The organism is Thermoactinospora rubra (genome assembly GCF_002093975.1).
Lineage (GTDB): Bacteria > Actinomycetota > Actinomycetes > Streptosporangiales > Streptosporangiaceae > Nonomuraea > Nonomuraea rubra_A.
Map to the genome: position 1 here is coordinate 220229 of NZ_MSZZ01000005.1, position 24150 is coordinate 244378.

A 24150-nucleotide genomic window follows, 5' to 3' on the forward strand; every position below is an offset into this window, starting at 1 on the left:
CAGGCGGGGCGTCAGCGGTAGGCGGCGGCCTGGAGGCCGTAGAGGTCGGCGTAGAGGCCGTCCAGCCGCATCAGCTCCTCGTGCGTGCCCTCCTCGACGACCTTGCCGTGGTCCAGCACGTAGATCCGGTCGGCGTACCGCACGCTGGCCAGCCGGTGCGTGATCAGCACGACCGTGCGCCCGTCGGCGTGCGAGCGGATGCGCTCGAACAGCGCGTGCTCGGCCCGGGCGTCGAGCGCCGCCGTGGGCTCGTCGCAGATGAGCAGCGGCGCGTCCCGGTGGAAGCCCCGGGCCACCGCGATGCGCTGCCACTGGCCGCCCGACAGCTCGTGCCCGTCCTTGAACCGCCGGTCGAGCAGCGTGCCGTACCCGTGGGGCAGGCCGGCGACCACCTCGTCGGCGCCCGCGACCCGCGCGGCGGCCTCCAGCGCCTCCTGGCCCTTGTCCGTCCCCATCGTGATGTTGTAGCGGGCCGTGAGCGGCCAGCGCGTGTGGTCCTGCGCGATCACGGCGATGCCGTGCCGTACCGTCTCCGGATCCAGCTCACGCAGGTCCACGCCGTCCCACGTGATGCGCCCCGAGTCGGGTGAGTACAGCCCCGAGAGGATCTTGGCGAGCGTCGTCTTGCCCGAGCCGTTCTCCCCGACCAGCGCGATCACCTCGCCGCGGTTGATCTCGGCGCTCACATCGGTCAGGGCCGGCGAGTCCGCTCCTGGATAGGTGAAGGTGACGTCCTCGGCCACGATGCGCTCGAAGGAGGCTGGCGCGGCGCGGCGGCGCGCCGCCGGCAGGCGCCGCTCGGCGTCGGCGCAGAAGTCGAGGAAGTCCGTGAAGTAGAGCCCGTCCTCGTACAGGCGGTTGGTGGCGAACATCAGGTTGCCCAGCGAGGTCTGCCCCTGCCGGATGGCCAGCACGGCGGTCCCGGCGACGGCCAGCGGGATGGCGCCCACGGCCAGCAGGACGCCCAGCGCGGCGTAGACCAGCCCGGCGCCGAGGCCGCCGAGGGCCTCCCCGGTCAGCCGGGCCAGCGTCTGCCGCCTGGCCAGACGCAGCATCACCTCCTGCTGGGCGCGGGCGACGGCGTCGTAGAAGCGCAGCAGGAAGCCGCGCATGGTGAAGGAGCGCACCTCCGCCGCCGACTCCCGCCGGGCCAGCAGGTCCGCGATGATCCACTTGCGGCGGGTGGCGGGGATGAGCGAGTACATGGTCATGTAGCGCATCCGGGCGGTGCGCACGGCGGCCCAGGCGTCGGGCAGCACGGCCAGCACCAGCAACGGCAGCAGCACCGGGTGCAGCACGCTGAGCACGCCCGCCACGGCAGCCAGGCCGACGAAGGCCGTGACGACGTTGATGGTGCTGCTCACCACGACGTCGGCCACGTCGACCCCGCGCAGCCTGGCCCGCTGCAGGGCGTCGTGGAAGTCGTGGTCGTCGTAGGAGACGAGGTCGACCCGGCTGGTCAGGCCGTACAGCCGCTCCTCGGCCAGGCGGGCGATCTGCGGGTCGAGGCGGGACTGCGCCCAGCCGGCGACCGCCTGCGTGGTCGTGCGGAGCGCGGCGGCGCCCGCCACCAGCGCCAGGCTGGGCAGGGCGGCGCGGACCCGCTCGGGCGTCGGCCCCTCGCGGAAGAGCGCCTCCAGCACGCCGGTCGTGGCCAGCAGGCCGAAGGCGGTGAAGACGCCGCCGAGCAGGTTGAGCGACACGGTGACCAGGGTGTCGCGCCGGTTGGCCTGCCACGCCAGGCGCATGGCCTGGCCGATGAGCGCCGGCAGCCGCTTGGCAATGGTCAGGAAGCGCACCGAGGCCAGCTTGTCGGCGTGGGCGTGCCAGTCGGACAGGGCGATCTCGCCGAGCTCGAGCTCTTCGTCGGCCATACACGTAGTGTGCGCCTCGGGGCCGACATTCGATCTACGTTCTCTGGCACGCCGTACCGGGAGCGGTCTAGGCTCGCGAGAGAGCGTTTTCCTCCTTATCGGATTATGCGGACCTGTTATCCGCCTCGCCTTGACGTCGTTCGGCACGAGGTGGGTTGATGGGCCCTACGGGCAATACTGACAACGTTGTCAACGGGCGACCGACAGGGCGTTCGAGAGGACGGTGTGCGATGCGACGATGGTTGGCGACCGCCGCGATGGCCGGCCTGCTGGCCCTTTCCGCCTGCGGCGGTCAGGAGCCCGGCGGCACCCAGGCCACGGGCGGCACCGCGGGCGGCAAACAGCAGGTCGAGGTCTTCTCCTGGTGGACCGGGCCGGGCGAGGCCGACGGCCTGAAGGCCATGGTGCAGATATTCCAGAAGCAGTACCCCAACTACCAGTTCTTCGACGCCGCCGTCGCGGGCGGCTCCGGCGACAAGGCCAAGGCCTTGCTGAAGACCAAGCTCGACGGCAACCAGCCGCCGGACACCTTCCAGGGCCACGCCGGCGCCGAGCTGCAGGGCTACATCCAGGACGGCAAGCTGGAGGAGCTGAACTTCCTCTACGACGAGCTCAAGCTCAGGGACGTCTTCCCGAGCCAGCTCGTCGAGCAGATCAGCGTCGACGGCAAGATCTACTCCGTCCCGGTGAACATCCACCGGTCCAACGTCATGTGGTTCAACCCCAACGTGCTGAAGGAGGCCGGGATCACGGCCCCGCCCAAGACGCTGGACGAGTTCATCGCCGCGCTGGAGAAGGTCAAGGGGACGGGCAAGATCCCGCTGTCCATCGGCTCGGAGTGGACGGTCACCCACCTGCTGGAGAGCGTCCTGCTCGGCTCCATGGGCACCGACGCCTACAACGCGCTGTTCAAGCCGGGCGCCAACTGGGCCAGTCCCGAGGTGAAGACGGCGCTGGAGAAGTTCAACACGATCATGTCGTACGCCGGGGACCCGCAGGACGACTGGCAGCCCGCCGCCAAGCAGGTGGCCGACGGTCAGGCGGCCTTCAACATCATGGGTGACTGGGCCTACGGCTACTTCCACAACCCGCCGGAAGGCGGCCTGGGCAAGAAGTCCAAGGTCGACTTCGACTGGGCGCCCTCGCCCGGCACCGAGGGCACCTACCTGTGGCTGTCGGACAGCTTCACCCTCCCCAAGGGCGCCAAGAACCGCGAGGGCGCGATCGCGTGGCTCAAGGTCGCGGCCAGCAAGGAGGGTCAGGACGCCTTCAACCCCAAGAAGGGCTCGATCCCCGCGCGCAAGGACGCCGACAAGTCCCTCTACACCGACTACCTGGCCGACGCGCTCGAGGACTGGAGCGGCAACAAGCTGGCCGGGTCCATCCAGCACGGCGTGGCCGTGAACCAGCCGTGGCTGGCCTCGATCAACGAGGCGGTCGGCCTGTACCTCGGCACCAAGGACGTGGCCGCCCTCCAGCAGGCGCTCGACGCCGCGGCCAAGGCCAACCTGCAGTAGCCAAGGCGAGGGGGTGCGGCGCCCGCCGTACCCCCTCAAGAACCCGAGGGGTGTGCGGACAGTGAGGCGGGCACGCACGTGGTTGCCCGGACTGCTCCTGGTGGCGCCCTCGATCGTCGCGATCGGGGTCTTCGTGTACGGCATGCTCGGCTGGAACTTCCGCCTGGCGATGACCGACCGGCACAGCACGCGCCAGCCAGAGGAGCATTTCGTCGGGCTCGAGAACTTCATCAACATCTGGAGCGAGGCCAGGTGGCACCTGTCGGTCCGGCACGCGGTCGTCTTCACGGTCGTCTTCGTGCTGGGCGCCCTGCTGCTGGGCTGGTTCCTGGCGTTCCTGATGGAGAAGGGCATCAAGGGCGAGGGGACGTTCCGGACGATCTATCTGTTCCCGATGGCCATCTCCTTCGTCGCGACCGGCATCGTCTGGCGCTGGCTGATGAACTCCGGCCAGGACGAGCGGGCGGTCGGGCTGAACCGGCTCTTCGACGCCATCGGGCTGCCCCAGTGGGCGTGGTTCCGGGATCCCGAGTGGGGGATGGCCGCCATGGCGATCCCTGCAATCTGGCAAATGTCGGGATATGTCATGGCGCTCTTCCTGGCAGGCTTCCGCGGCGTGCCGGAGGAGCTGCGTGAGGCGGCCCGCGTCGACGGCTGCACGGAGTGGGGCGTCTACCGGCACGTGGTGCTGCCGATGCTCCGCCCGGTGACGCTGTCGGCGCTGATCATCCTCGGGCACATCTCGCTGAAGGTCTTCGACCTCATCGTGGCGGTGTCCGGCAAGCAGATCATCACGGACGTGCCCGCGGTCTACATGTGGGTGGCGGTCTTCGACTCCGACGACCCGGCCAAGGGCGCGACCATCGCGGCCTACATCGTCCTGGCCGTGGCGGTGTTCGTGATCCCCTACCTGGTGTGGTCGGTGCGGAAGGAGAAGCAGTCATGACCGCCGTGGCGGTGCGGAGCGTGGGCCGGCGCCGCGTCACGGCCGGGGTGAAGCTGTTCTTCCTCGTCGCCTTCGTGATGATCTTCCTGATCCCGGTCTACGTGCTGCTGGCCACCAGCTTCAAGCCGCTGTCGGAGGCCGACCCCTCCCAGGCGTGGAACCTGCCGCAGACCTGGACCGCCGAGGCCTGGCGGGTGGCCTGGGAGAAGCTGCGGCCGGGCATCTGGAACAGCATCCAGCTGGCCGTCCCCGGCTCGCTGCTGTCGTGCGCGCTGGGGTCGATGAACGGCTACGTGCTGTCCAAGTGGCGCTTCCCGGGCGCGGACGTGCTGTTCACGCTGTTCCTGTTCGGCATGTTCATCCCCTACCAGGGCGTCATGATCCCGCTGGTGCAGCTGCTGGTGAACCTGGACTCGCTGGCCGGCACCCAGGGCGTCTTCTATGGCGGCATCCCCGGCCTGGTGCTCGCGCACGTCGTCTACGGCATCCCGATCTGCACGCTGATCTTCAGGAACTACTACGTCACGATCCCGACCGAGCTGATCGAGGCCTCCCGCGTCGACGGCGCGGGCATGCTGCGCACGTACTGGTCGGTCGTCCTGCCGGTGTCCGGCCCGGCCATCGCCGTGGTGATCATCTGGCAGTTCACGTCGCTGTGGAACGACTTCCTCTTCGCCGTGTTCCTCACCAGCCCGCAGAACTGGCCGACGACGGTCATGCTCAACAACATCGCCGGGGCGCAGGCCACGCCGTACAGCCAGCAGATGGCCGCGGCGATCCTGGCCTCGATCCCGACGATGGTGATCTACGTGGTGCTCGGGCGGTTCTTCATGCGCGGCCTCATGGCCGGCGCGCTGAAGGGTTGAGCGCTGAAGGGTTGAGCAGGGCGTCGCCCAGCGGCGTGCGGCTGTAGAGCACCTGCCGTCCGGCGCGGGCCCCGGCCACCAGCCCGGCCCGGCGCAGGGCGGCCAGGTGCTCGCCGGTCGTGCCGACGCTCTGCCCGAGCAGCGCGGCGAGCTGGGTGGTGGAGGCCGGGGCGTCCAGCTCGGCGAGGATCCGCGCGCGGCTGCGCCCGACGAGCCCGGCCAGGTCCCGGCTCACCGGCGGCGCCGCCGCGATCCCGCGCGCCGGGTAGACCAGCGCGTACGGCCAGGCCTCCGCCAGGTAGGCGGTCATGCGGCCGGGGAAGACGGTCGGCAGGAACAGCAGCCCCCGGCCGTCGAGCCGGAGCGTGCCCTCGGGGGTGACGTGCACCTCGATGCGGCTCGGCGGCACCCAGCGCACGTGCGGGCTCAGATCGTCCAGCGCCGCGGCCCAGCCGTAGGCGGCCAGCCGCCCGGCCCGGTGCGCGATGTCGCGCTGGAGGACGGCGTGGAAGCGGGGCCACTCGGCCGAGACGATCTCCCGCCACAGCGCCTCCATGGCCTCGGCCAGCAGCTCGACGATGTCCGGCCCGAGCAGCAGCCGCCGCTCCGCCTCGCCGGCCCGTGGCCCGGACGCCAGGACCCGTGCGATCTCGTCGTGCGCCTGCTCCAGCGGGACCGCGCGCATGGCCGCCAGCTCCGCCTCGAACGGCACGTCGATCCCCGTGGGCGGCGGCGCGAGGAAGTCCACGTTCGCCGCGCCCCTGTTGCCGCAGATCAGCCGCATCAGCCGCAGTCCCGGCAGGGCCCGCCTGAGCCGCAGGTACGGCTCCCGCCACCGGTCCCGCCACGCGCGGTGCACTCCGGCGGCCCGCTTGCCGTCCAGCACGAGCTGGGCCTGCATGGTCTCCACCAGCGGCGAGACGGCGAAGCGGCTGGCGGCCACGTCCTGCGGCGTCACCAGCAGCGTGTACATCTTTCGGTTATATCCGAAAGATTCGCCGGGGCGGCGGGCCCGGGGCCACGCTGGCCCGGTGACCCAGGCGCAGGAACCCCGGACCCAGGAATCCCGAGCTCAGGAACGCGGCGCGAGATTCGGCGAGGTCTTCGCCGTCGGCGAGTTCAGGGTGCTCTTCGGCAGCTTCGCGCTGCTGATAGCGGGGGACTCGATGAAGATGCTGGCGCTGTCGGTGCTGGTGTACGCCAGGACCGGCTCGCCGGGCCTGTCCGCGGCGGCCTACATGGCGGGCTGGCTGCCCTACGTCGTCGGCGGGCTGTTCCTGCTGTCGCCGGCCGACCGCCTGCCGCCGCGGCTCCTCATGATCGCCGGTGAGGTGACGCGCCTGGTCACCTGCCTGCTGATCGCCTTCGCCGGGCTGCCGATCTGGGCGATGCTGGCGCTGGTGCTGGCCGGTGGGCTGTTCACCCCGATGTTCATGGCCGCGAGGTCGGCCATGCTGCCGGAGATCCTGCCGGGCGACCTGTTCGTGCTCGGCCGGTCGGTGCTGGGCGTGACCTCGGCCGGCGGGCAGGTCGCGGGCATGGCGCTGGGCGGCGCCGTCATCGCCGCGGCCGGGCCGGAGGGCGCGCTGGCCTGCACGGCGGCGCTGAGCGCGCTGTCGGCGCTGGTGCTGCGGTTCGGCCTGCCGTACCGGAAGGCCAGGGGCGGGGCGGGCGGCACGCTGGCGGTCAACAGGCGGCTGCTGGCCGACGCCCGGGTGAGGCGGCTGCTGCTGGCGCAGTGGGCGCCGGTGGTGTTCCTGGCCGGGGCCGAGGCGATGGTGGTGCCCTACCTGGGCGGCCAGGCGGGCCTGGTGCTCGGGATGGCCGCGGCCGGGATGGCGGCGGGGGAGTTCGCGGTGGGCCGCTTCGCCGCGCCGCGCCTGCGTGAACGGCTCTCGCGGCCCCTCGCGGTGGCGATGGGCCTGCCGTGGCTGGTCTTCGCCGTGCGGCCCGGCCTGGCGGTGGCCGCCGTCTGCGCGGCGCTGTCGGCGGCCTGCCTGGCCTACACCCTCGGCCTGCAGCGGGCCTTCCTGGAGGCGGTGCCGCGGGAGGTGCGCGGGCAGGCGTTCGGCCTGCAGTTCACCGGGCTGATGACCGGGCAGGCGCTCGGCGCCGCGCTCGTCGGAGCCCTGGGCGAGGCGCTGGGCCCGCACCTGGCGATCGCGGCGGCCGGCGCGGCGGTGATGCTCCTGGCCGTCCTCACCGTGCCACGGACCCCCTGACGACCAGCCGGACCGGCAGCCGGACGTGCTCGGCCGGGCCACGGTCGCCCGCGATCCGCCGGAACAGCAGGTCCGCCGCCATCCGTCCCATGCCCACCGGGTCCTGCGCCACCACCGTCACGCCGGGGGAGAGCAGGTCGGCCAGCTCGAAGTCGTCGAACCCGACCAGCGGCAGCCACCTGCCGCACATCGCGCGCAGGACCGTCACGGTGATCCGGCCGTTGCCGGTGAACAGCGCCGTCGGCGGGTCCTCCAGGGCCAGCATCCGCTCCAGGTCGGCGCGGACCGACTCCGGGGTGGGCGGATGCATGGCCACCAGGCGCTCGTCGAACAGCTCGCCCAGCGTCTCGCGGTAGCCGCGCAGCCGCTCGGTCGCGGTGTAGATGGCCGGGCTGTCGCCGAGGAAGGCGATGCGGCGGTGGCCGCCCGCCAGGAGGTGCCGGACCGCCAGGGCCGCACCGCCCGCGTTGTCGCACAGCACGGTGTCGGCGTCCAGGCCCGGGCCCGGCGGCCGGTCGACGAAGACCGCGGGGACGCCGGCCTCCAGCTCGGGCCGCAGGTAGGCGTGGTCGTCCCCGGCGGGCACCACGATGAGGCCGTCCACGCGGCGGTTGCAGAAGGCCAGCACCAGCTCGCGTTCGCGGGCGGGGTCCTCGCCGGAGGAGCCGGTCAGCAGCAGGCACCCGTGCCGGATCGCGGCGTCCTCGACCGCCCGGCTCAGCCCGGAGTAGAAGGGGTCGGCGACGTCCTCGATGACCAGCCCGATGGTGGAGGTCCTGCCGCTCCGCAGCATCCTGGCGCTCTCGTTGCGGCGGTAGCCCAGGCGCGCGATGGCCTCGCGCACCCGCTCCGCGGTCGCCGGGCGGACGCCGGGCTCCCCGTTGACGACCCGGGAGACGGTCTTCAGCGCGACCCCGGCCGCCTCCGCGACGTCCTTCATCGTTGGCCTCACGCCAGGATCATCGCCCAGCGGGGCCCGGCGGACAACGTTGTCAGCGGTCCGCCTACGCTGGATCACGATGCCACCCAGCGCCATGCCACCCAGATCTGCGCTCCGCTCCGCGTTCCTGCTCGCCGGGATCGTGCTGGCCGCGCTCAACCTCCGCCCCGCCCTCGCCGGCGTCTCGCCGCTGTTCGACCAGATCATGGTGGACGTCGGGCTCAGCCCCGCCGGGGCGGGCGCGATCACCACCGTCATGGTCGTCTGCCTCGGCGTGTTCGGGCCGGTCGCCCCGCTGCTCGCCCGCCGGGTCGGCGCGGACCGCACGCTGCTGGCCGGGCTGCTGCTCCTGGCGTTCGGCGCGGTGGCCCGCACCCTCGACGGCCCGCCCGCCCTCTACCTGGGCTCGGCCGTCGCGGGCACGGCCATCGCGATCATGAACGTCATCATGCCCGGTGTGGTCAAGCAGCACTTCCCGACGCGGGTGGGCCCGTACACCAGCCTCTACGTCACCGCACTGGTCCTCGGCGCGGCGTCGGCCTCGGCCCTGGTCATCCCGCTGGAACACCTCACCGGGTACGGCTGGCGCGGCGTCAGCGCGCTGGTCGCGGTCCCGGCCCTGGCCGCCGCGCTGTTCTGGCTGCCCCAGGCGTTCGGCAAGCAGGCCGCCCCGCCCGGCGGGCCCAGGCCGTTCCGCGCCCTGCTGCGCAGCCGCGTCACCTGGTTCGTGACCGCCTTCATGGGCCTGCAGTCGCTCACCTTCTACGTCATGCTGGCCTGGCTGCCCACGATCTTCCAGGAGGCCGGGCTGCCTGCCGAGCACGCCGGCTACCTGCTCGGCCTCACCTCGCTGGCGCAGGTCGCCGGCACCTTCGGCGCGCCCATCTTGGCCGGAACGCGCGCCTCCCAGGCCCCGCACGTGCTGGCGGCCACCGGCCTGACCGCCCTGGGCTACCTCGGCGTGCTGCTCGCGCCGACCACGCTGCCGTGGCTGTGGATGGTCGTCCTCGGCGTCGGCCAGGGGGCCTCGCTGGCGCTCGCGCTGCTCATCATCACGCTCCGGGCGCCCGATCCCTCCTCGGTGACCGCCCTGTCGGCCGTGGCGCAGTCGATCGGCTACGTGCTGGCGGCGACCGGGCCGCTGGTGATCGGCGCCCTCCGCGAGGCCACGGGCGGCTGGACCGTCCCGCTGGTGGCCGGGCTGGCCTTCTGCGCGGCGCAGGGGGCGGCCGCCTGGCGGGCGGGAGCCTGCTATCGTTCTTAGGTAAGCCTTACCTATGGCTTTACCTCTGGGAGGGGTCAAGCGTGCTGACCGCTGTGCTCGAACGCTTCGCCGCCGAACGCGAAGGCGTCCTGGGCGTGGTGCCCGGCCTGGTGATCGAACCGGACGACAGCTGGACCCCGGTCGCCGACCTGCTGGGCACCCCGTTGCTCGGCCGGCTCGTGGACGAGACGGCGGCCCGCTGGAACGCCCCCCGCCATGTGGGGGCCGCCCTGCTGTGGAAGACCTACTCCTACTGGCACACGCTGCCGATGGCCGTGGGCTGGGCGCTGGACGGCCGCGTGCCGATCATGAAATTTCAGGACACGTGGTTCAAGGTCTCCCCGGCCGGCGTCACCATCGGCGCCACCTCGGTCACCTGGTCCGACGTCTCCGCCATCCGGCCGGCCCTGCTGGAGTCGCAGGAACCGCTGGTCAAGGAGCTCAGCCGGATCGCCCGCGTCGGCGAGCGCACGCTGTGGGGCTCCACGGCCGAGGCCGTCGCGCACCCGCTGCAGACCTACGTCCCCGGCGACTACATGCGGCTGCTGAGCGAGATCGGCAAGCCGGTGGACGGGCTCATCCGCCGCACCGCCGACGGCTACCTGCGCAGGACCTGCTGCCTGTGGATCACGTTGCCGGATGTTGAGCCCTGCAGCACCTGCTGTGTGCTCTCCGGTAACTGAGCCTCCCTAGCCTGCGCCCATGATCCTGCGCAGGCTTGTGGCCATTGGTACCGTCGCGCTCGTGCTGATCCAACCCGAGCCCGCCGCCGCCGAGCGCCGCCACGGCGAGCCCATCGTCATCGCCCACCGGGGGGCCAGCGCCCTGCGGCCCGAGCACACGCTGCTGTCCTACGAGGCCGCCATCGCGATGGGCGCCGACTACATCGAGCCGGACCTGGTCGCCACCAAGGACCACGTCCTGGTCGCGCGCCACGAGAACGAGATCTCGGGCACCACCGACGTGGCCTCCCGGCCGGAGTTCGCCGGCCGGCGCACCACCAAGACCATCGACGGCCGGCCGGTGACGGGCTGGTTCACCGAGGACTTCACGCTCGCCGAGCTGAAGACCCTGCGCGCCAGGGAGCGGGTGCCCGACCTGCGGCCCGCCAACGCCGCCTTCGACGGCCTGGCCGAGATCCCCACCTTCGAGGAGGTCGTCCAGTTGGCCCGCCGCCACGGCGTCGGCGTCTACCCCGAGACCAAGCACCCGACCTACTTCGACTCCATCGGCCTGTCGCTGGAGGAGCCCCTGCTGGAGATCCTCGGCCGGTACGGCATGCGCAAGGTCTTCATCCAGTCCTTCGAGACCGCCAACCTGCGCGAGCTGCGGGGCAAGACCAAGCTGCCGCTGATCCAGCTGATGACCTTCGGCGGCAAGCCGTACGACTGGGTGGTCTCCGGAGACCCGCGCACCTACGACGACCTGGTGACGCCGGAGGGGCTGCGCGAGGTGGCGCGCTACGCCGACGGGATCGGCGTCGACACCCGCCGCGTCGTCCCCGCCGGGCCGGACGGCAGGCTGGCGTCGCCCACCACCCTGGTGCGCGACGCCCACCGGGCGGGCCTCGACGTGCACGTGTGGACCATCCGCAACGAGAACTCCCAGCTGCCCGCCGACTTCCGGCTCGGCGACCCGGCGAGCCCCGTCTACGCCCGCGCCACCGGCGACGTGATGGGCTGGCTCGCCAAGCTGCTCGACCTCGGCGTCGACGGCGCCTTCTGCGACGACCCCGGCATGGGCAGAGCCATCGTCACGCAACGTTCTCGATGGGCCTGAGCTCGTCGGCGTAGCTGACCGAGACGCGGCGCATGACCCCGTCCTCGTCGATGGAGTACTGCCCCAGCCGCCACAGCGGCGGCGAGTAGGCGTGGATCGAGACGCTGCGGTCGACCGCGCCGGTCAGCCGGTGGATGTGGTCGGGGCCGAAGCAGAACGACTGGCCCTCGGTCACGACCGTCTCCAGGTGCCGGCCGCCGATGCGCGGGTTGCACTCGCGCAGCGCGCCGCGCACCACGCGCACGGCGCCGGAGGAGATGTCGTGGTCGTGCCAGCCGGTGTCGTCCTCCGGGCGCCAGCACAGCAGCCAGATGTCGACGTAGGCGTCGCGGTACAGGGAGGCGTAGTGACGACCGCCGCCCTCCTCGGGGAAGGCCACGTGCTCCTCCCAGCGCGAGGGGTCGGCGGCCAGCTCGTCCACCAGGTCCCGCAGCTCGCGCTTGTCGAGGACGCGCTCAGGAAGCGGTTTCACGCTCGTTCTCCTTTCCGGTGCCGTAGAGCAGGCGTCGGGGGTTGGCGACGCGGATGGCGTGGGCCGCCGCCGGGCCCAGGCCGGGGTCGGGGGCCGTGGCGTACGGCGCGTCCGAGCCGTTCACCACGACGTCGATGCCGAGCTCGCGGACGATCGCGTCGATCGCGCGCGGGCCGTAGCTGGAGGTCTCGACGAAGAAGTCCGGATCGACCCGGCCGCGCGTGCCGCCGCCGCGGGCGATCAGCCGTTCGGAGTGCAGCGGGGCCAGCCCGGCGAGCAGGGCGAAGCACACGCGCAGGCGTGGGTGGCGGGGGCGGACGACCGCGTGGAAGTAGTGCCAGGTGGCGTGCATCTGCTGGACGTACGGCACGACCGCCGGCCACCACGGCGTGGGGGAGGGGCCGGCCGCGGGACCGGGGTGGACGAACAGCGGCAGGTCGAGCGCGGTGAGCACCTCCAGCAGCCGGTCATCGGGTACGGCCGTCGCCGGAAGCTGGAGCCCCGCGAAGCCGCGCGCCAGGTCCCCGGCCAGCCGGTCGGGGTCGGGCTCGCTGACGCAGGTGGCCGCCCAGGCGCCGAACCCCTCCGGCAGCTTCAGGGCGCCTTCGTGGTAGGCGTCGATGAGCGGCCAGGCCTCCTCGGGCGGGAGCGACTCGATGCCGAGCGGGCTCGACAGCGAGACGAGCGCCAGGTCGCCGGTGTCTCGGGTGGCCGGGTCGTGGTCGGCGGGGTCGACCTGGTACGGCGGCTCGCCGTCGAGCAGGAGCGTCCAGCCGTCGAGGCGGGGCGGGCGGGCACGCTCGCGCAGCGCGTCGACGAACGACGGCGTCCACAGGTGCTGGTGCACGTCCACGCTCGCTCCTCCCTATATTTCCGACTGATATTACAGGTAATTCGCCAGCCTGCGACAACCTGGGACCGGGTTCTTGTGAAGCGATTCAGTGATGCGTTTCAGTGAACCGCTTCACCCCATGTCGTGTCAACGGGCGTTACGCTGACGGGATGCCGCGGAAACGAGCGACGATCCGTGAGGTGGCACAGGCGACGGGGCTCTCACCCGCCGCCGTTTCCTATGCGCTGCGCGGCCTGCAGGTCTCCGAGGAGACCATGGAGCGGGTCCGAGCCGCAGCTGCCGAGCTCGGCTACGAGGCCGACCCCATCGCCAGGGCCCTCGCCAGCGGCAAGACCGGCACCATCGGGCTGCTGTCGGGCTCGCTGGAGGACCTGTGGCAGCAGGCGCTGGCGGTCGGCATCGGGCGCGGGCTGCGCGAGCAGGACCGCTACGCGCTCATCCTGGACGCGGCCGGAGATCCCGACCGGCAGCACACGCTCGCGCAGCAGCTTCGCGACCAGCGCGTCGACGCGATGATCGTCCAGCCGATCGACCCGGCGGCGCCGTTCTGGAGCCGGCTGTGCGAGTCGGTGCCGGTGGTGGCGATCGGCGACTCGCTGCCGGGCACCGCGGGCGAGGTCGTCTTCGACAACCGGCGCGGCGTCACCCTGGCGCTCGAACACCTGCTCGCGCTCGGCCACCGCCGCGTCGTCCTGCTCACCCCCACGATGGCGAGCACGCCCGACCGGCCCGCCGAGGTGCACGTGCTGGCCGAGGCCGAGCGGCTCGGGCAGACGGTCGAGGTGGTCACCGCCCCGCAGGACCTGGAGGGCGCCACTCGCGTCGCGCGGAAGGTCCTGTCGTCCGGCTCGGCGACGGCCGTCTTCTGCTTCGCCGACTCGATCGCCTACGGCGTTTACGCGGCGGCCTCGGCTCTGGAGCTGCGCATCCCCGACGACGTGTCGGTGCTGGGGTACGACAACCATCCCGTGTCGGCGCTGCTCACGCCGGGGCTGACGACCGTGGACTGGGACATCGAGGGGATCATCCGGGCTTCGGTGCGGCTGGTCGTGGCGGCGGCCGACGGCGCCACGCGCCGCCGCCGCGTGGTCCAGCAGCCGACGCTGGTTTCCCGCGGCTCCGTCCGGAGCCTCTGACCGGCTTTCTCGGTCACCGGAGCCCGGGGCGCCCTACGGCTCCGCCGAGCGCAGGGCGGCACGGGCCCGCGCCAGATCGCCGTCGAGCGGCCGGTCCGGTCCCGCCTCTCCCAGCGCCCGCCGCGCCGCGACCGCCTCGCACGCGAGCACCACCTCCAGCGGCTCGGCGCACCGCAACGCCAGCCGGGCGGCCTGCGTGGCGAACGAGGCGTGGTCCTCCACCCCCCGTGAGATCACCGCGGTGCCCGTGGACACCGGGCCCGCCAGGTGCCGCAGCTCCGCCAGGGCGTCCTGGGCGACGTACTCCAGGATCATCGCCCCCGACCCGCCCGCCCGGTCCGCCAGGAACGGCGGCTTGCCCGTGTAGGCCGGCTCCATCAACGTCGCCAGCCGAGCCGTGCTGAGCTGCGCGACCCCCACGACGGCCGCCCGGAGCGAGTCGAGCGCCACCGCCACCGGGGCGCCGTGGAAGTTCCCGTTGTGCCAGGCCGAGGACTCGGCGATAAGCGGGTTCTCCGTCGCCGCGTTCATGTCCGTCTCGACCGCCTGCCGCGCCCGCTCGGCGGTTTCCAGGGCCGTGCCGTGCACCTGGGGGAACGCGCGGTAGCCGTACGGATCCTGCACTCTTGCGCGCCCTCCGGCCACCAGATCGCGCAGCTCAGCGGCCGCCCTCGCCTGCCCGGGATGCGGCCGCGCCTGCTGGACGGCCCGCGCCAGCGGCTCCGCCGAGGCTCCCACGGCCGCGAACGACCGGGCGGCCACTCCCGCCGCCGCGCCGAGCAGCGTCGACAGCTCGTGGCAGGCGATCGCGGCGTCCGCCAGCGTCGCCGCCCCGGAGCTGATGAACGGCAGGGCGTCGCCAGAGGCGAGCGCGAAACGCGGCCCGGCGGGGGACGATTGGGCGCGGGATGGTCCGACGGAGGACGACCCGGCGGGGGACGGCCCGCGCCAGGCGACCTCGCCCAGCAGGCACAGCGCGGTGGTCGCCAGGGCGGTCAGGTCGCCGGTGCCGATGGCGCCGTAGCGGCGCACGGGCGGGGTGAAGCCGCCGTTCACGGCCTCCGCCAGCACGGGCAGCACCCCAGGATCCACGCCCGACCCGCCCACGAGCAGCTGGTTGATCCGGACCGCCAGCATGGCGCGGGCACGCTCCTCCGGCACCGGCGGCCCCGCCCCGCCCGCGTGGCTGCGCAGTACGTCCCACCCGCCCTCGGCGAGGGTGACGTCCTTGTTCGCCCCGACGCCGGTCGTCCGCCCGTAGACCGGCCCGGCCAGCGCCCGCGCGCTCTCCCAGGCGCGCCGCGCCCGGTCGGCGGAGCCGAGGACGACCCCGGCTCCGCCGTACCCGATCCGGTGGACCTGCGCGCAGGTCAGGCCCGCGCCGGTGAGCTCCACTGGGGCGCTCATCTACCGCTCATCTACCGCTCATCTACATCGTCACGGTCAGTCGGGGATGATCAGCCCGAGCAGCCAGGTGACCACGCTGATGACGATCGAGCCGAGCACGGCGGCGGGCCAGAAGTTGTCCACGTGGAACGGCACGTCCAGCTGCCCGGAGATCCAGCTGGTCAGCAGCAGCATGGCGGCGTTGATGACGATCAGGAACAGGCCGAGGGTGAGCACGATGAACGCGCAGCCGAGGGTCTTCACGATGGGCTTGACCACGGCGTTGATCACGCCGAAGATCAGCGCGACCACCACGAGCGTGCCCCAGTACGTGGGGTTCGAGGGGTTCCCCTGGACCTCGACGCCGGGCACGAGCTGGGTCGCGACCCAGAACGCCACGGCGGCCGCCAGGACCTTGAGAATGATTGTCACGCTGCCTGATCCTCGCATCTCTGATCGCCTCTTCGATAGAGGCTCTCCGTCGCGGGCACGGCCGACGATCACCCGGCCGGGTCGTTAGTCGCGCCCGGCACCGGGAAGACCGGCGGGAGGAGGGAGGAGCGAGATGGACGTCGAGGCTCTGGAATCGCTGCCGGCCAGCGAGCTGCACGACCGTGCGGTCCGCTACGCCGTACGCCACGGGGACCTGGGGTTCCTGTGGGAGCTGCTCAAGGTGATACCCGCGGCCGAGGCCGCCAGCGGGCACAGCCGCGAGAGCGCCGCGGACCTGAGCCGGGTCTCCGCCCTCCTCAGCGACGCGATGGCCGCGGGCGAAGGCGAGCTTGGCGAGGCGCTCAAGCCCGTCTACATCGCCTACCTCGCCAAGCACCCCGACGCCTAGCCGGCCAGGCTCGGCTCCACCCCGCCGTGCACCCTCGCGCCGTCCCGGGTGAGGATCAGCGTCTGGTACGGCAGGCGGCGGGCGAAGCGCCTGGCGCGGGCCGGGCCCATGCGGTGCATGGCGGCGGCGTACGCGGCGGCCACGCCCAGGTCGGGGCCGGACACCGTGATCTCGCCCACGCTGGCGGCGGCCAGGTCACGGGCGATGAGGACCTTGCGGACGACGTCCTCGTGCGGGTCGCGCACACCGATGCGCCAGGGACGGCCGGGGGAGGCGCAGCCCCTGACGCGCACGTCGCCCCCGGCGTCGATGCGGTGGTCGACCGCGCCCGCGGTGCTCAGCGCGCGCGAGAGCCGTTCGATCGCCCAGCCGCGCAGGTAGGCGGTGTGGTCGGCCTTGTCGAACCACCCGCCGGTGGCCTCGTACAGCTCGTCGCAGCGGTGGAGCACCTCGATGACCTCGGGAACCTGCTCGATCGTCTGGCCGCCGTGGAAGCGCTCGAACTCGTGCGCCAGCGTGTCGCCCACCCAGCGCAGCCAGGAGAAGGCGTCCTCGAGCATGGGCGCCAGCTCCCGCTCGGGCAGCGCGGTGCGGATGTCCACCATGACCGGGACACCGATGGCCAGGTCCAACCGGGCGGCTCCGGGAAACGTCATACAGCACCTCCAAAGTCGAGGTAACGCTTCCATAACATCCGTAAGCTCCGGCTAAGGGTTTTACTCGGCAGCCTCTTGTATATCCCGCTCCTCTATCCCGCTCCGCACGGCGTCGCCGTGGGACGGCGGTGGAAGAGGCGGGCCTGCCGGATGGTTGGGTGGAGCATGGCTAAAGTGCGTGTCGAACGAACCGACGACGGTGGCTTCCGCGCCACCAACGACCGCGGCGCCGAGGTCCTCATCGGCGGCGGCGACCAGGACGGCGTGTTCACCCCCGTCGAGCTGCTGCTGGCGGCGGTCGGCGGGTGCAACATCGTCACCGTCGAGCCGCTGACCGCCCAGCGCGGGCACCGGCTGGTACGGCTGGCGACGACGGTCCAGGCGGACAAGGCCGAGAAGAACCTCCTCGGGCCGGTGACCGTCACCTACGACGTGGAGCTGCCCTCCGAAGCCGCCGACGAGGTCTACCGGTCGGTCGCGGCGCGCGTGCACGAGAAGCACTGCACGGTCAGCCGCACGCTCCAGGAGGGCACTGAGGTGCGCTTGGAGCTTCCCTAGGGACTTTGGGGACATAATCGACCGCGTTATGACGGGTCCGTTGCCTTCGCGTCTGTAGTGTCGAAGCAGGTCAAGGGTGCTGCGACTGACTTGCAGGCTTTTGCCGATGCGGACGCGGAGGGGGACCGCCGTCTGCAGGAGCGGGACCGCCGGCTCTTTTGGGGGAAGGAGCCGGCCTGGACCGCCGTAAGAGGAGGCCGGGTGGTTCTTGGGGGAGGCCACCCGGCCTCTGCTTGTCCCGCCTGCCGTACGTGACGCATACCTTGTGAACCGTGACACGCACCCCCGTACTGATCGACTGCGACCCGGGCATCGACGACGCGCTCGCCATCGCGCTGGCCGCCGCGTCCCCGGAGCTGGAGCTCGCCGGCATCACCACCGTCGCGGGCAACGTCGGCCTCGCGCAGACGACCGCCAACGCCCTGGCGCTGCGGGAGTTCCTGGACCTCGGCGACGTGCCCGTCGTGCCGGGCTGCGGCCGCCCCCTGCTCCGCGACCGGATCCACGCCGTCCGGGTACACGGCGCCTCGGGGCTCGGCGACGCCGTCCTGCCCGCGCCGCTCCGCGCGGCGACCGAGGGGCACGCGGCGGAGTTCATCGTCTCCACGCTGCGCGAGCGTCCCGGCGAGATCGTGCTGGTGGCCGTCGGGCCGCTGACCAACGTCGCGCTCGCCGTACGGCTGGAGCCCCGCATCGTGGAGTGGGCCCGGCAGCTGGTCATCATGGGCGGCTCCTCCACGCGGGGCAACCACAACCCGGCGGCGGAGTTCAACATCCTCACCGACCCGGAGGCCGCGGCGATCGTGTTCACGGCCGGGTGGACCGTGCGGATGGTCGGGCTGGACGTGACCCTGACGGCCCGGGTGACGCCGCAGGTGCTGGACCGCATGCGCGTGCTCGGCCGCCTGTCGGACCTGCTGGTGCCCTGCTGCGAGTACTACGGGGCGGTGGCGGCCGAGGGCGGCCCGGCCCTCCACGACACCTGCGCGGTCGCCTCCGTGCTGGAGCCGTCGTTGCTGACGTGGGAGCCCGCCCGGGTGGAGGTGGAGACGTTCGGCCGGTACACGGCGGGGATGACGGTGACGGACTTCCGCGCCCCGCGGCCCAACGCGGAGGTGGCCACGTCGATGGACGTCCGCCGGTTCTGGGAGATCGTGCTGGGGGCGTACTCGCGGCTGGGGAGCCGGCTCGGGTGATGTGCGTGTGGTGCTCGGGGGCTGGTACAGTTACAGGCGTCGCGAGCGCCGCTAGCTCAGTTGGTCAGAGCAGCTGACTCTTAATCAGCGGGTCCGGGGTTCGAGTCCCTGGCGGCGCACATCGCGGAAACCCCAGGCCGATGCTCTTCGGCCTGGGGTTTCTTGGTGTGGCGGGTGCCGCGGCGTCCTCGGCCGCCGCCGTCAGTCGCAGCCGCGTTTCCCTGGCTTGGCCACCGCGCCGCCCGCCACCTGATGCTGGACCGCGGCGTAGCCGCCCACGACCAGGCGGTCCTCATAGATCCGCTCGCCGGTGGACAGCTTGGCGAGCAGCCGGGACGCGCCGGTGGAGACGTTCATGGCGTACACGTAGGAGCCGACGGGCATGTCCGGCCCCTTGCCGGGGCGCTCCCGCCCCGCCGCCGCGACGATCTCCTCGGGGCTCAGCCAGTCGATCACGTCGGCCCGGTAGACGTCGGCCGGCAGCCGTGGCTTGACCTTGGCCATCTTCCCCGTCCGGGTGGAGAACACGGCCAGCCACATGGGGGTCATGTCCGGGCCGCAGGCGGGCGGGTCCTTGGGCACCAGGTTGGCGGCCCTCCCGTCCCGCGCGGCGAAGGCGCCCCAGATGAGGTGCTTGCCGGCCTTCTCGGGAATCTTGGCGGTCGTGCTGCGGCCGCCTTCCACCGTGCGGAACGTCCCGCGGCCGTCCAGCCCGGGCGGCCGGAGCAGGGTCGTGCGCCCCGTCTGGGGATCGGCGTCCAGGACCGTCCAGCCCTTCGGCATGCGCCGTGCCGTACCAGCCTCGACCTGGGCGAGAATGACGGCGGGAACCTCGGCGTCGGCGGGGGTGATCGCCAGCTGGCTGCCGTCCCGCACGAACCTCAGCGAGAACGGCGAGCCGACCGAGCCGCGCGGCACCCGGTAGGAGATCGTCCAGACCTCTCCGGACGTCAGGTCGCGGACCACGATGCGGTCGTCGCCGGCCCGGTGGTAGGCGACGCGCGTGCCGTCCGGGCTGATCGCGAAGGCGCCCGCCTCTCCCACCTCATCGGGGTTCTTGCTCTTCTCCCAGGCCAGCGCGTCGGGCACGGAGAAGATCTGTTCGTCGGCGGTCACCAGCCGCCACGTGTCGCACGGTCCCGACGGGAGCCGGTCGGGGTCCTTGGGGTTGGCGCACAGGTAGGCGAAGGCGGCCGTACCCGCGCCGGTGTCCGGTAACGCGGGCGGACGGCGCGGCGCCACCGCTCCGGCGGCCGACGCGGGTACGGCACAGCCGGCCACTGCCAGGGCGATCGCCGCGGTGGTCCGTAATTGCAGGCTGAGGCTCATCTTTCCCCCGTTTCGACGTGGTTGTCGTACATCCTTAGAGGGTGCGGAATCGGGGGAAGTTCGCGCGTTGCGGAGCCGTGATAGGTCGACGCTGGAGTCAGCTGCGTCGGCGAGGGAGTCAGCGCAGGAGGCGGCGCAGGAGTTCGTCCACCACGGTCTCGGCGGTGCGGGTGGCCGTGCCGGGGTCGTCCGATCGCGCGACGAGCAGGGCCACCTCGTTGAGCGACGCCAGCAGCGCGTGCGCGAAGACGTCGACGAGCTCGGGGCCGAACGCCCGCGTCGCCTCCAGAGCCGCCCGCAGCATGCCGAGGGCATAGCGTTGCTCCATCTCGCGCCAGCGCTCCCAGCCGATCACCGACGGCGCGTCGATGAGCAGGATCCGCTGGACGACCGGGTCGCTGGCGAGGCGGATCCAGACGAGCGCGCCCGCGCGCAGGGCGGCGGCCGGATCGGCCTGCCCCTGGGTGGCCTGGAGGGTCTTGCCGGCGGTCTCGGCCTCCACGTTCTTCGAGTCGCGGTGGGCGTACTGGCTGCGCGACACCATCCCGGGCGTCACCGAGGTCGTCGAACTCGACGGCACCAGGCTGTTCTTTCCCGACGAGCGCGCCGCCGAGTTCGTCCCCCATCTGCGCCGTCATTGGTCGGCGCACTGACGGCGCATGGGGAATCGGGTCACCGCTGCCCGGCAGGCCGTCCGCTGAAGCGGGCACATGCCGGGTCCACAGCCGCTCCGGCCGCAGATCGGCGATCTCCGGATCCGCCGTCGTCGGCGCCTGCGCACCGCGAGGACGAACGGCGGCCATGCCTGTCTACGAATGCGGCGAATCGGTGGCGGTCTCCGCCAGGTGACGGGTCCTGGCCTCGATGGCGTGGACGACGGCCGCCATGTCGGCATCGCCGTACCCCAGCGAGAGGGTTTCGCCGAACAGGGCGAGACAGACGTCGAGCAGGGGCGAAGCCGTACGGGAAGCGCGTGCCGCCTCGGCGATCAGCCGGTTGTTCTTCAGCACGTCGGCGATCGCGGCCTGCGGGCTGAAGTCGCGCGCGACCAGCTTGCCGGCCTTCGTCCGCGAGACGGCGCTGGCCATCGGCCCCGAGTCGAGCACGTGCAGCAACGTGCCCAGATCGAGGCCGTGCCGGGCGGCGAAGTGCACGGCCTCGGCCAGACCGCCGACCATGGTGATCAGGAAGAGGTTGACCGCGAGCTTCATCAGCAGGGCCGAGGGTACGGCGCCGCACACGACCGTCTCGTGGCACATCGGCCGGAGCAGGGGCCGTACCTCCTCCACGGCCGCCGGCTCCCCGGCGAGCATCGCGACCAGTTGCCCCGCCTCGGCCGGACCGCGCGACCCCGAGACGGGCGCCTCAACGTAGGCGCCACCGGCGGCCCGGACGTCTTTCTCCAGGGCCGCCGAGTAGCCGGGTGCGGTCGTCCCCATGTGGACCACGACGTGCCCCGCGACCTTCGCCGCGAACCCGGGCGTCCCGCGCTCCAGCACGTCGTCCATCGCCGCCTCGTCCGCCAGCATCAGGATCACCACACGGGCCTGGGCGAACACCTCGGCCGGACCGGCCGCCACCTTGGCACCGGCCGCCGCCACGGCGTCGCACCTGCCGGGGGAGCGGTTCCAGACGACGAGCGGGGTGCCCGCCTTGGCGAGGTTGAGCGCCATGGGCTGACCCATGAGCCCAAGGCCGAGGAAACCTACATCCATGATCCACCTCCGGCCGCTCCCTGTGGCGATATGTCGGTTGTAGCGGCAGGTGAGGGCGTAGGTCTTGAACGGATGTGCGGCTGGACGGCGTGGCGGTCATTCCATACGGGAGTCAACGGTTCATGCCGCAACGCGCAGCCAGCTAGAGCTGGCAATGGGCGTTGACGTGGAAGACATCACTTGCTCCGATCCGCATGCCCGAAGGAGTGCCCAGCCAGTTGCGGGAAGAGTCGCTTGCTGCGGCGGGAACTGTCCGATGGTCAGAGGGGTCGGTTATCGGCCACCTAACTTCTAGTTGAGCCTAGATCTTCATGATCTCTTCGGGGCGAAGATCTTGTAGTGCTCCATCAGCTGCTTTTGGACGATGGTGTTTCGTCTGGCCAAACGCATGGTGAAGTGGCGGCGAGATAGAGGTTGTCACCTTCCGTCCAGGAAAGGGCAAGGATGAACCCGTCAGGATGGGACTCTCCGCTTAGATCCGGATTCTTGGGACCTCCGGAGCCGACAATGCGATGGCCTTGCTTCTTCCAGTAGGCCCGAACCTGATGTGCGATGCTCATGGTCTCGTCCTTGGGGATGCCGCGCAGCCAGTACTTCCGATTGATTACTACCTGTCCCTGAGGCTTTCCTGAATCCAAACAACTGCCAGGTGTGGTGGACGACGGAATCAATTCTAGTCGCGGTTTGGGTGTGAGTGTATTGGCGGTTTCATGAATGAGCTGGTCAACACGTGCAATAGCTTCGGATTGGGTGATTGTGCTCTCGTTTATCGTGCATCCTGACAACAGAAGGATGAAAGTGACAAAAAAGGTGTAGGGCATGACGGTTTCACCTATCCTGCTTAAATGTGGAGTTGGAGGAGAATTCCGGCATTAGGAGCTGTGGTTGATCTAGGTATGATTTAGGCTGAATGAGCCTGTCGTATTGACCATTGATAATCCGTCCCATGTTGCGTAGCGACGGGGAATCCTGGTTCCAGTAGCTGCTGTGGGCGGCGGTCCAGAACTCCCTGCCGACAGGGAAGCGTTGGGCGCCGAAGGCGTCGCGTCCCGGATCGGTTCCGAAACGGCCCAGAGCAGCCACCGGGTCTCCGCCTGCCTCTCCTACCCACACATGCTTGGGACTGATCCCCAACTGCGACACGTGATCCACGCCGACTCCCGGGCTGCCGAGGAAGATGAGGGTGTCGGCGAGCCGGCCCGGGCGGAGGACGGCGGCGTGGCCGGTGGTCAAGGAGCCGTAGCTGTGGCCGATGACGACGGCGCGGGCCGTACCGGAGGGCACGTGGGAGGCTCGCAAGCCGTCGGTGAAAGCGGCCAGGCCCGCGCCGCCCGTGGCGGCGGCGTGCGAGAACGCGACCGACTTGGCCGGATCCAGAATCCCCGGGTCCAATTGCGGTGCGCTGTAGCCCAGCCAGGTGATGGAGGCGACGGTGCGGTCGCCGCTGAACGCGGTGGACTGCTGCCACAGTGCTCGGGAGCGTTCCAGGTCGCCTGCGGCGGCGTCCAGGCCCGAGGTGAGTCCCGAGACTGAGGTGACCGTGATGTCTGCGGTGTCGGGGTCGCCCCAGGAGACGATCAGGCGGCCGAGGCCGTTCAGGTCGAAGGCCAGCAGCAAGAGCGGCGGATGGCCGGGGACGGGGCGCAGGGAGCGCTCGATGAGCTCGACGCGGCGCAGTTGGTTGGCGACACGCTCCCAGTGGCCCAGCAGGAGAGGGTCGTCCAGGCGCAGCAGTTCGGCCGTGGCGGCGCCGAGCTCGCGGGTGAGACGCGCCTTCTCGGCGGCCAGCCAGCGGCGGTTGGCCGCGTCGCGGACCGTCGCCGGCAGGCCGTTCAGCAGGCCGAACCCCGCCAGGTCCAGCAGGCGTTCCCGGAGCTCGGGGGCGAGCGCGTGCCACCATCCGTTCACCCGGGCCGCCAGCCCCGGGTCCTGGCCGCGTTCCTGTACGGCGAGCAGTTCGCGCACCGCCCCCGCATCTCCGGCGGTGATGCGGCCGAGCAGCGCCCCCGCGCCGCCCTGATCACCACAGTGGGCGGAAAAGAGGTCGAACGCGGCGACGCCGGCGGGCAGCGAGTCCCAGGGGACGGTCTGGCGGATGCGGGTGAGGCGGCGTCGCAGGTCGCCGGTCTGGGCGGTGGCCCACTCCGCGACCTGGCCGATCGTACGGCCGGGCACGCCGGACAGGCCCTGTCCCGACAGCTCGGCGGCGATCCGGGCGCCGACGGGCGCGAGCGCGTGGCCGGCATGGTCGAGCGCCGAGACGAGGGCGGTCATGGCGGCCGGGTCGATGCCCTGGAAACCGCCCGGCGCGGCGCTCGCCACGGTCAGGGAGCTGTGCAGGGACGGAACGGCCGGAGCGGGGCCGCCGTGCCGTACCACCAGCTCCGCGAGCGAGTGCAGGGCGCTGGAGAGGGCCGTCTGAAGGGCGGAGCGTTGGCGGGTGAGGTCGGTCAGGAACGCCGGGGCGCCGCCGCCGACCCAGGCATGCGCCTGCATGAGCCGTACCGCGGGGTCCAGGGCGGCATGGTGCTCCGAGCAGAGGGCCGCCACCCGGTCGAAGGCCGCCCGCGCCGCCCAAGCCGTCTGTCCGGCGGCACAAG

At 71.7% G+C, this 24150-nt stretch carries 25 protein-coding genes and 1 tRNA gene; 13 read left to right on the forward strand and 13 right to left on the reverse strand.

The genetic code is table 11. The features are described 5' to 3' along the window. Positions 1 to 11: 11 nt before the first annotated feature. On the reverse strand, positions 12 to 1874 hold the full coding sequence (locus tag BSB02_RS17975) for an ABC transporter ATP-binding protein (protein WP_084960133.1): 1863 nt from the start codon (positions 1872 to 1874) through the stop codon (positions 12 to 14). A 230-nt stretch (positions 1875 to 2104) separates the two neighbouring features. On the opposite strand from BSB02_RS17975, the gene BSB02_RS17980 reads away from it, so the two are divergent. The 3 genes from BSB02_RS17980 to BSB02_RS17990 all read left to right on the forward strand — a co-directional run bounded on the left by BSB02_RS17980 (position 2105) and on the right by BSB02_RS17990 (position 5203). After that, positions 2105 to 3391 carry an ABC transporter substrate-binding protein gene (locus BSB02_RS17980; RefSeq protein WP_084960134.1) on the forward strand — a complete coding sequence of 429 codons (1287 nt, stop codon included), beginning with the start codon at positions 2105 to 2107 and terminating at the stop codon, positions 3389 to 3391. 61 nt (positions 3392 to 3452) lie between these two features. Continuing rightward, positions 3453 to 4337: a carbohydrate ABC transporter permease gene (locus BSB02_RS17985; protein ID WP_206184757.1), complete on the forward strand. Its 885-nt coding sequence runs from the start codon at positions 3453 to 3455 to the stop codon at positions 4335 to 4337. Continuing rightward, positions 4334 to 5203, forward strand: a complete 870-nt coding sequence (locus BSB02_RS17990) for a carbohydrate ABC transporter permease (RefSeq protein ID WP_084960136.1) — start codon at positions 4334 to 4336, stop codon at positions 5201 to 5203. The genes BSB02_RS17985 and BSB02_RS17990 overlap by 4 nt, the downstream gene beginning before the upstream one ends. Here BSB02_RS17990 and BSB02_RS17995 read toward each other — a convergent pair. Further along, positions 5178 to 6176 carry a DUF5937 family protein gene (locus tag BSB02_RS17995; protein ID WP_084960137.1) on the reverse strand — a complete coding sequence of 333 codons (999 nt, stop codon included), beginning with the start codon at positions 6174 to 6176 and terminating at the stop codon, positions 5178 to 5180. The two genes, BSB02_RS17990 and BSB02_RS17995, sit on opposite strands and share 26 nt — an antisense overlap. Before the next feature lie 58 nt (positions 6177 to 6234). Between BSB02_RS17995 and BSB02_RS18000 the strand changes: the two genes are divergently transcribed. Beyond that, positions 6235 to 7425 carry an MFS transporter gene (locus BSB02_RS18000; protein WP_084960138.1) on the forward strand — a complete coding sequence of 397 codons (1191 nt, stop codon included), beginning with the start codon at positions 6235 to 6237 and terminating at the stop codon, positions 7423 to 7425. Here the strand turns inward: BSB02_RS18000 and BSB02_RS18005 are convergent. Beyond that, a complete protein-coding gene (locus tag BSB02_RS18005) occupies positions 7403 to 8377 on the reverse strand; it encodes a LacI family DNA-binding transcriptional regulator (protein ID WP_420855865.1) in 975 nt (324 codons plus the stop codon). The genes BSB02_RS18000 and BSB02_RS18005 overlap by 23 nt on opposite strands. A gap of 82 nt (positions 8378 to 8459) precedes the next feature. On the opposite strand from BSB02_RS18005, the gene BSB02_RS18010 reads away from it, so the two are divergent. The 3 genes from BSB02_RS18010 (at position 8460) to BSB02_RS18020 (ending at position 11408) form a co-directional block, all read left to right on the forward strand. Next, on the forward strand, positions 8460 to 9629 hold the full coding sequence (locus BSB02_RS18010) for a CynX/NimT family MFS transporter (protein WP_084960140.1): 1170 nt from the start codon (positions 8460 to 8462) through the stop codon (positions 9627 to 9629). Positions 9630 to 9670: 41 nt separating this feature from the next. Then, positions 9671 to 10312 (forward strand): (2Fe-2S)-binding protein, encoded by a 642-nt coding sequence (locus BSB02_RS18015; protein WP_084960141.1) that lies wholly within the window; start codon positions 9671 to 9673, stop codon positions 10310 to 10312. A gap of 61 nt (positions 10313 to 10373) precedes the next feature. Further along, positions 10374 to 11408: a glycerophosphodiester phosphodiesterase gene (locus BSB02_RS18020; protein WP_240506487.1), complete on the forward strand. Its 1035-nt coding sequence runs from the start codon at positions 10374 to 10376 to the stop codon at positions 11406 to 11408. Here BSB02_RS18020 and BSB02_RS18025 read toward each other — a convergent pair. Both BSB02_RS18025 and BSB02_RS18030 read right to left on the reverse strand, forming a co-directional pair. After that, positions 11383 to 11880 carry a cysteine dioxygenase gene (locus BSB02_RS18025; RefSeq protein ID WP_084960143.1) on the reverse strand — a complete coding sequence of 166 codons (498 nt, stop codon included), beginning with the start codon at positions 11878 to 11880 and terminating at the stop codon, positions 11383 to 11385. The genes BSB02_RS18020 and BSB02_RS18025 overlap by 26 nt on opposite strands. Continuing rightward, positions 11864 to 12733, reverse strand: coding sequence for an amidohydrolase family protein (locus BSB02_RS18030; RefSeq protein WP_084960144.1), 870 nt, complete (start codon positions 12731 to 12733; stop codon positions 11864 to 11866). Before BSB02_RS18030 ends, BSB02_RS18025 begins: the two co-directional genes overlap by 17 nt. Positions 12734 to 12912: 179 nt before the next feature. Here BSB02_RS18030 and BSB02_RS18035 point away from each other — a divergent pair, with 179 nt between their 5' ends. Next, the gene (locus BSB02_RS18035) at positions 12913 to 13869 is read left to right on the forward strand and encodes a LacI family DNA-binding transcriptional regulator (protein WP_240506488.1); all 957 of its coding nucleotides are present in this window, start codon (positions 12913 to 12915) and stop codon (positions 13867 to 13869) included. 33 nt (positions 13870 to 13902) lie between these two features. Here the strand turns inward: BSB02_RS18035 and BSB02_RS18040 are convergent, their stop codons facing one another. Both BSB02_RS18040 and BSB02_RS18045 read right to left on the reverse strand, forming a co-directional pair. After that, on the reverse strand, positions 13903 to 15276 hold the full coding sequence (locus BSB02_RS18040; RefSeq protein WP_084960146.1) for an aromatic amino acid lyase: 1374 nt from the start codon (positions 15274 to 15276) through the stop codon (positions 13903 to 13905). A gap of 36 nt (positions 15277 to 15312) precedes the next feature. After that, positions 15313 to 15687, reverse strand: coding sequence for a phage holin family protein (locus BSB02_RS18045; protein ID WP_143590829.1), 375 nt, complete (start codon positions 15685 to 15687; stop codon positions 15313 to 15315). Positions 15688 to 15820: 133 nt separating this feature from the next. On the opposite strand from BSB02_RS18045, the gene BSB02_RS18050 reads away from it, so the two are divergent. Then, the gene (locus tag BSB02_RS18050; RefSeq protein ID WP_084960148.1) at positions 15821 to 16096 is read left to right on the forward strand and encodes a hypothetical protein; all 276 of its coding nucleotides are present in this window, start codon (positions 15821 to 15823) and stop codon (positions 16094 to 16096) included. On the opposite strand, the gene BSB02_RS18055 is transcribed toward BSB02_RS18050, so the two are convergent. Then, a complete protein-coding gene (locus BSB02_RS18055) occupies positions 16093 to 16752 on the reverse strand; it encodes an FAD:protein FMN transferase (protein WP_158088666.1) in 660 nt (219 codons plus the stop codon). The genes BSB02_RS18050 and BSB02_RS18055 overlap by 4 nt on opposite strands. Positions 16753 to 16917: 165 nt before the next feature. On the opposite strand from BSB02_RS18055, the gene BSB02_RS18060 reads away from it, so the two are divergent. The 3 genes from BSB02_RS18060 to BSB02_RS18070 all read left to right on the forward strand — a co-directional run bounded on the left by BSB02_RS18060 (position 16918) and on the right by BSB02_RS18070 (position 18625). Further along, the gene (locus BSB02_RS18060) at positions 16918 to 17310 is read left to right on the forward strand and encodes an OsmC family protein (RefSeq protein WP_084960150.1); all 393 of its coding nucleotides are present in this window, start codon (positions 16918 to 16920) and stop codon (positions 17308 to 17310) included. 272 nt (positions 17311 to 17582) lie between these two features. After that, a complete protein-coding gene (locus BSB02_RS18065) occupies positions 17583 to 18506 on the forward strand; it encodes a nucleoside hydrolase (protein WP_084960151.1) in 924 nt (307 codons plus the stop codon). 45 nt (positions 18507 to 18551) lie between these two features. Further along, positions 18552 to 18625 (forward strand) — tRNA-Lys (locus tag BSB02_RS18070). Between the two features lie 82 nt (positions 18626 to 18707). Here BSB02_RS18070 and BSB02_RS18075 read toward each other — a convergent pair. After that, positions 18708 to 19835, reverse strand: coding sequence for a TolB-like translocation protein (locus BSB02_RS18075; RefSeq protein ID WP_084960152.1), 1128 nt, complete (start codon positions 19833 to 19835; stop codon positions 18708 to 18710). Positions 19836 to 19953: 118 nt separating this feature from the next. Next, complete coding sequence (locus BSB02_RS18080) at positions 19954 to 20337, reverse strand: hypothetical protein (protein ID WP_084960153.1); 384 nt, start codon at positions 20335 to 20337, stop codon at positions 19954 to 19956. On the opposite strand from BSB02_RS18080, the gene BSB02_RS40640 reads away from it, so the two are divergent. Next, a complete protein-coding gene (locus BSB02_RS40640; protein WP_158088667.1) occupies positions 20315 to 20488 on the forward strand; it encodes a hypothetical protein in 174 nt (57 codons plus the stop codon). The two genes, BSB02_RS18080 and BSB02_RS40640, sit on opposite strands and share 23 nt — an antisense overlap. A gap of 156 nt (positions 20489 to 20644) precedes the next feature. On the opposite strand, the gene BSB02_RS18085 is transcribed toward BSB02_RS40640, so the two are convergent. From BSB02_RS18085 to BSB02_RS18090, 3 genes are all read right to left on the reverse strand, one after another. After that, positions 20645 to 21550: an NAD(P)-dependent oxidoreductase gene (locus tag BSB02_RS18085; RefSeq protein ID WP_084960154.1), complete on the reverse strand. Its 906-nt coding sequence runs from the start codon at positions 21548 to 21550 to the stop codon at positions 20645 to 20647. Positions 21551 to 21897: 347 nt separating this feature from the next. Continuing rightward, a complete protein-coding gene (locus BSB02_RS39720) occupies positions 21898 to 22371 on the reverse strand; it encodes a hypothetical protein (protein WP_143590831.1) in 474 nt (157 codons plus the stop codon). Between the two features lie 7 nt (positions 22372 to 22378). Then, on the reverse strand, positions 22379 to 24100 hold the full coding sequence (locus BSB02_RS18090) for an alpha/beta hydrolase (protein ID WP_084960155.1): 1722 nt from the start codon (positions 24098 to 24100) through the stop codon (positions 22379 to 22381). Between the last annotated feature and the right edge of the window lie 50 nt (positions 24101 to 24150).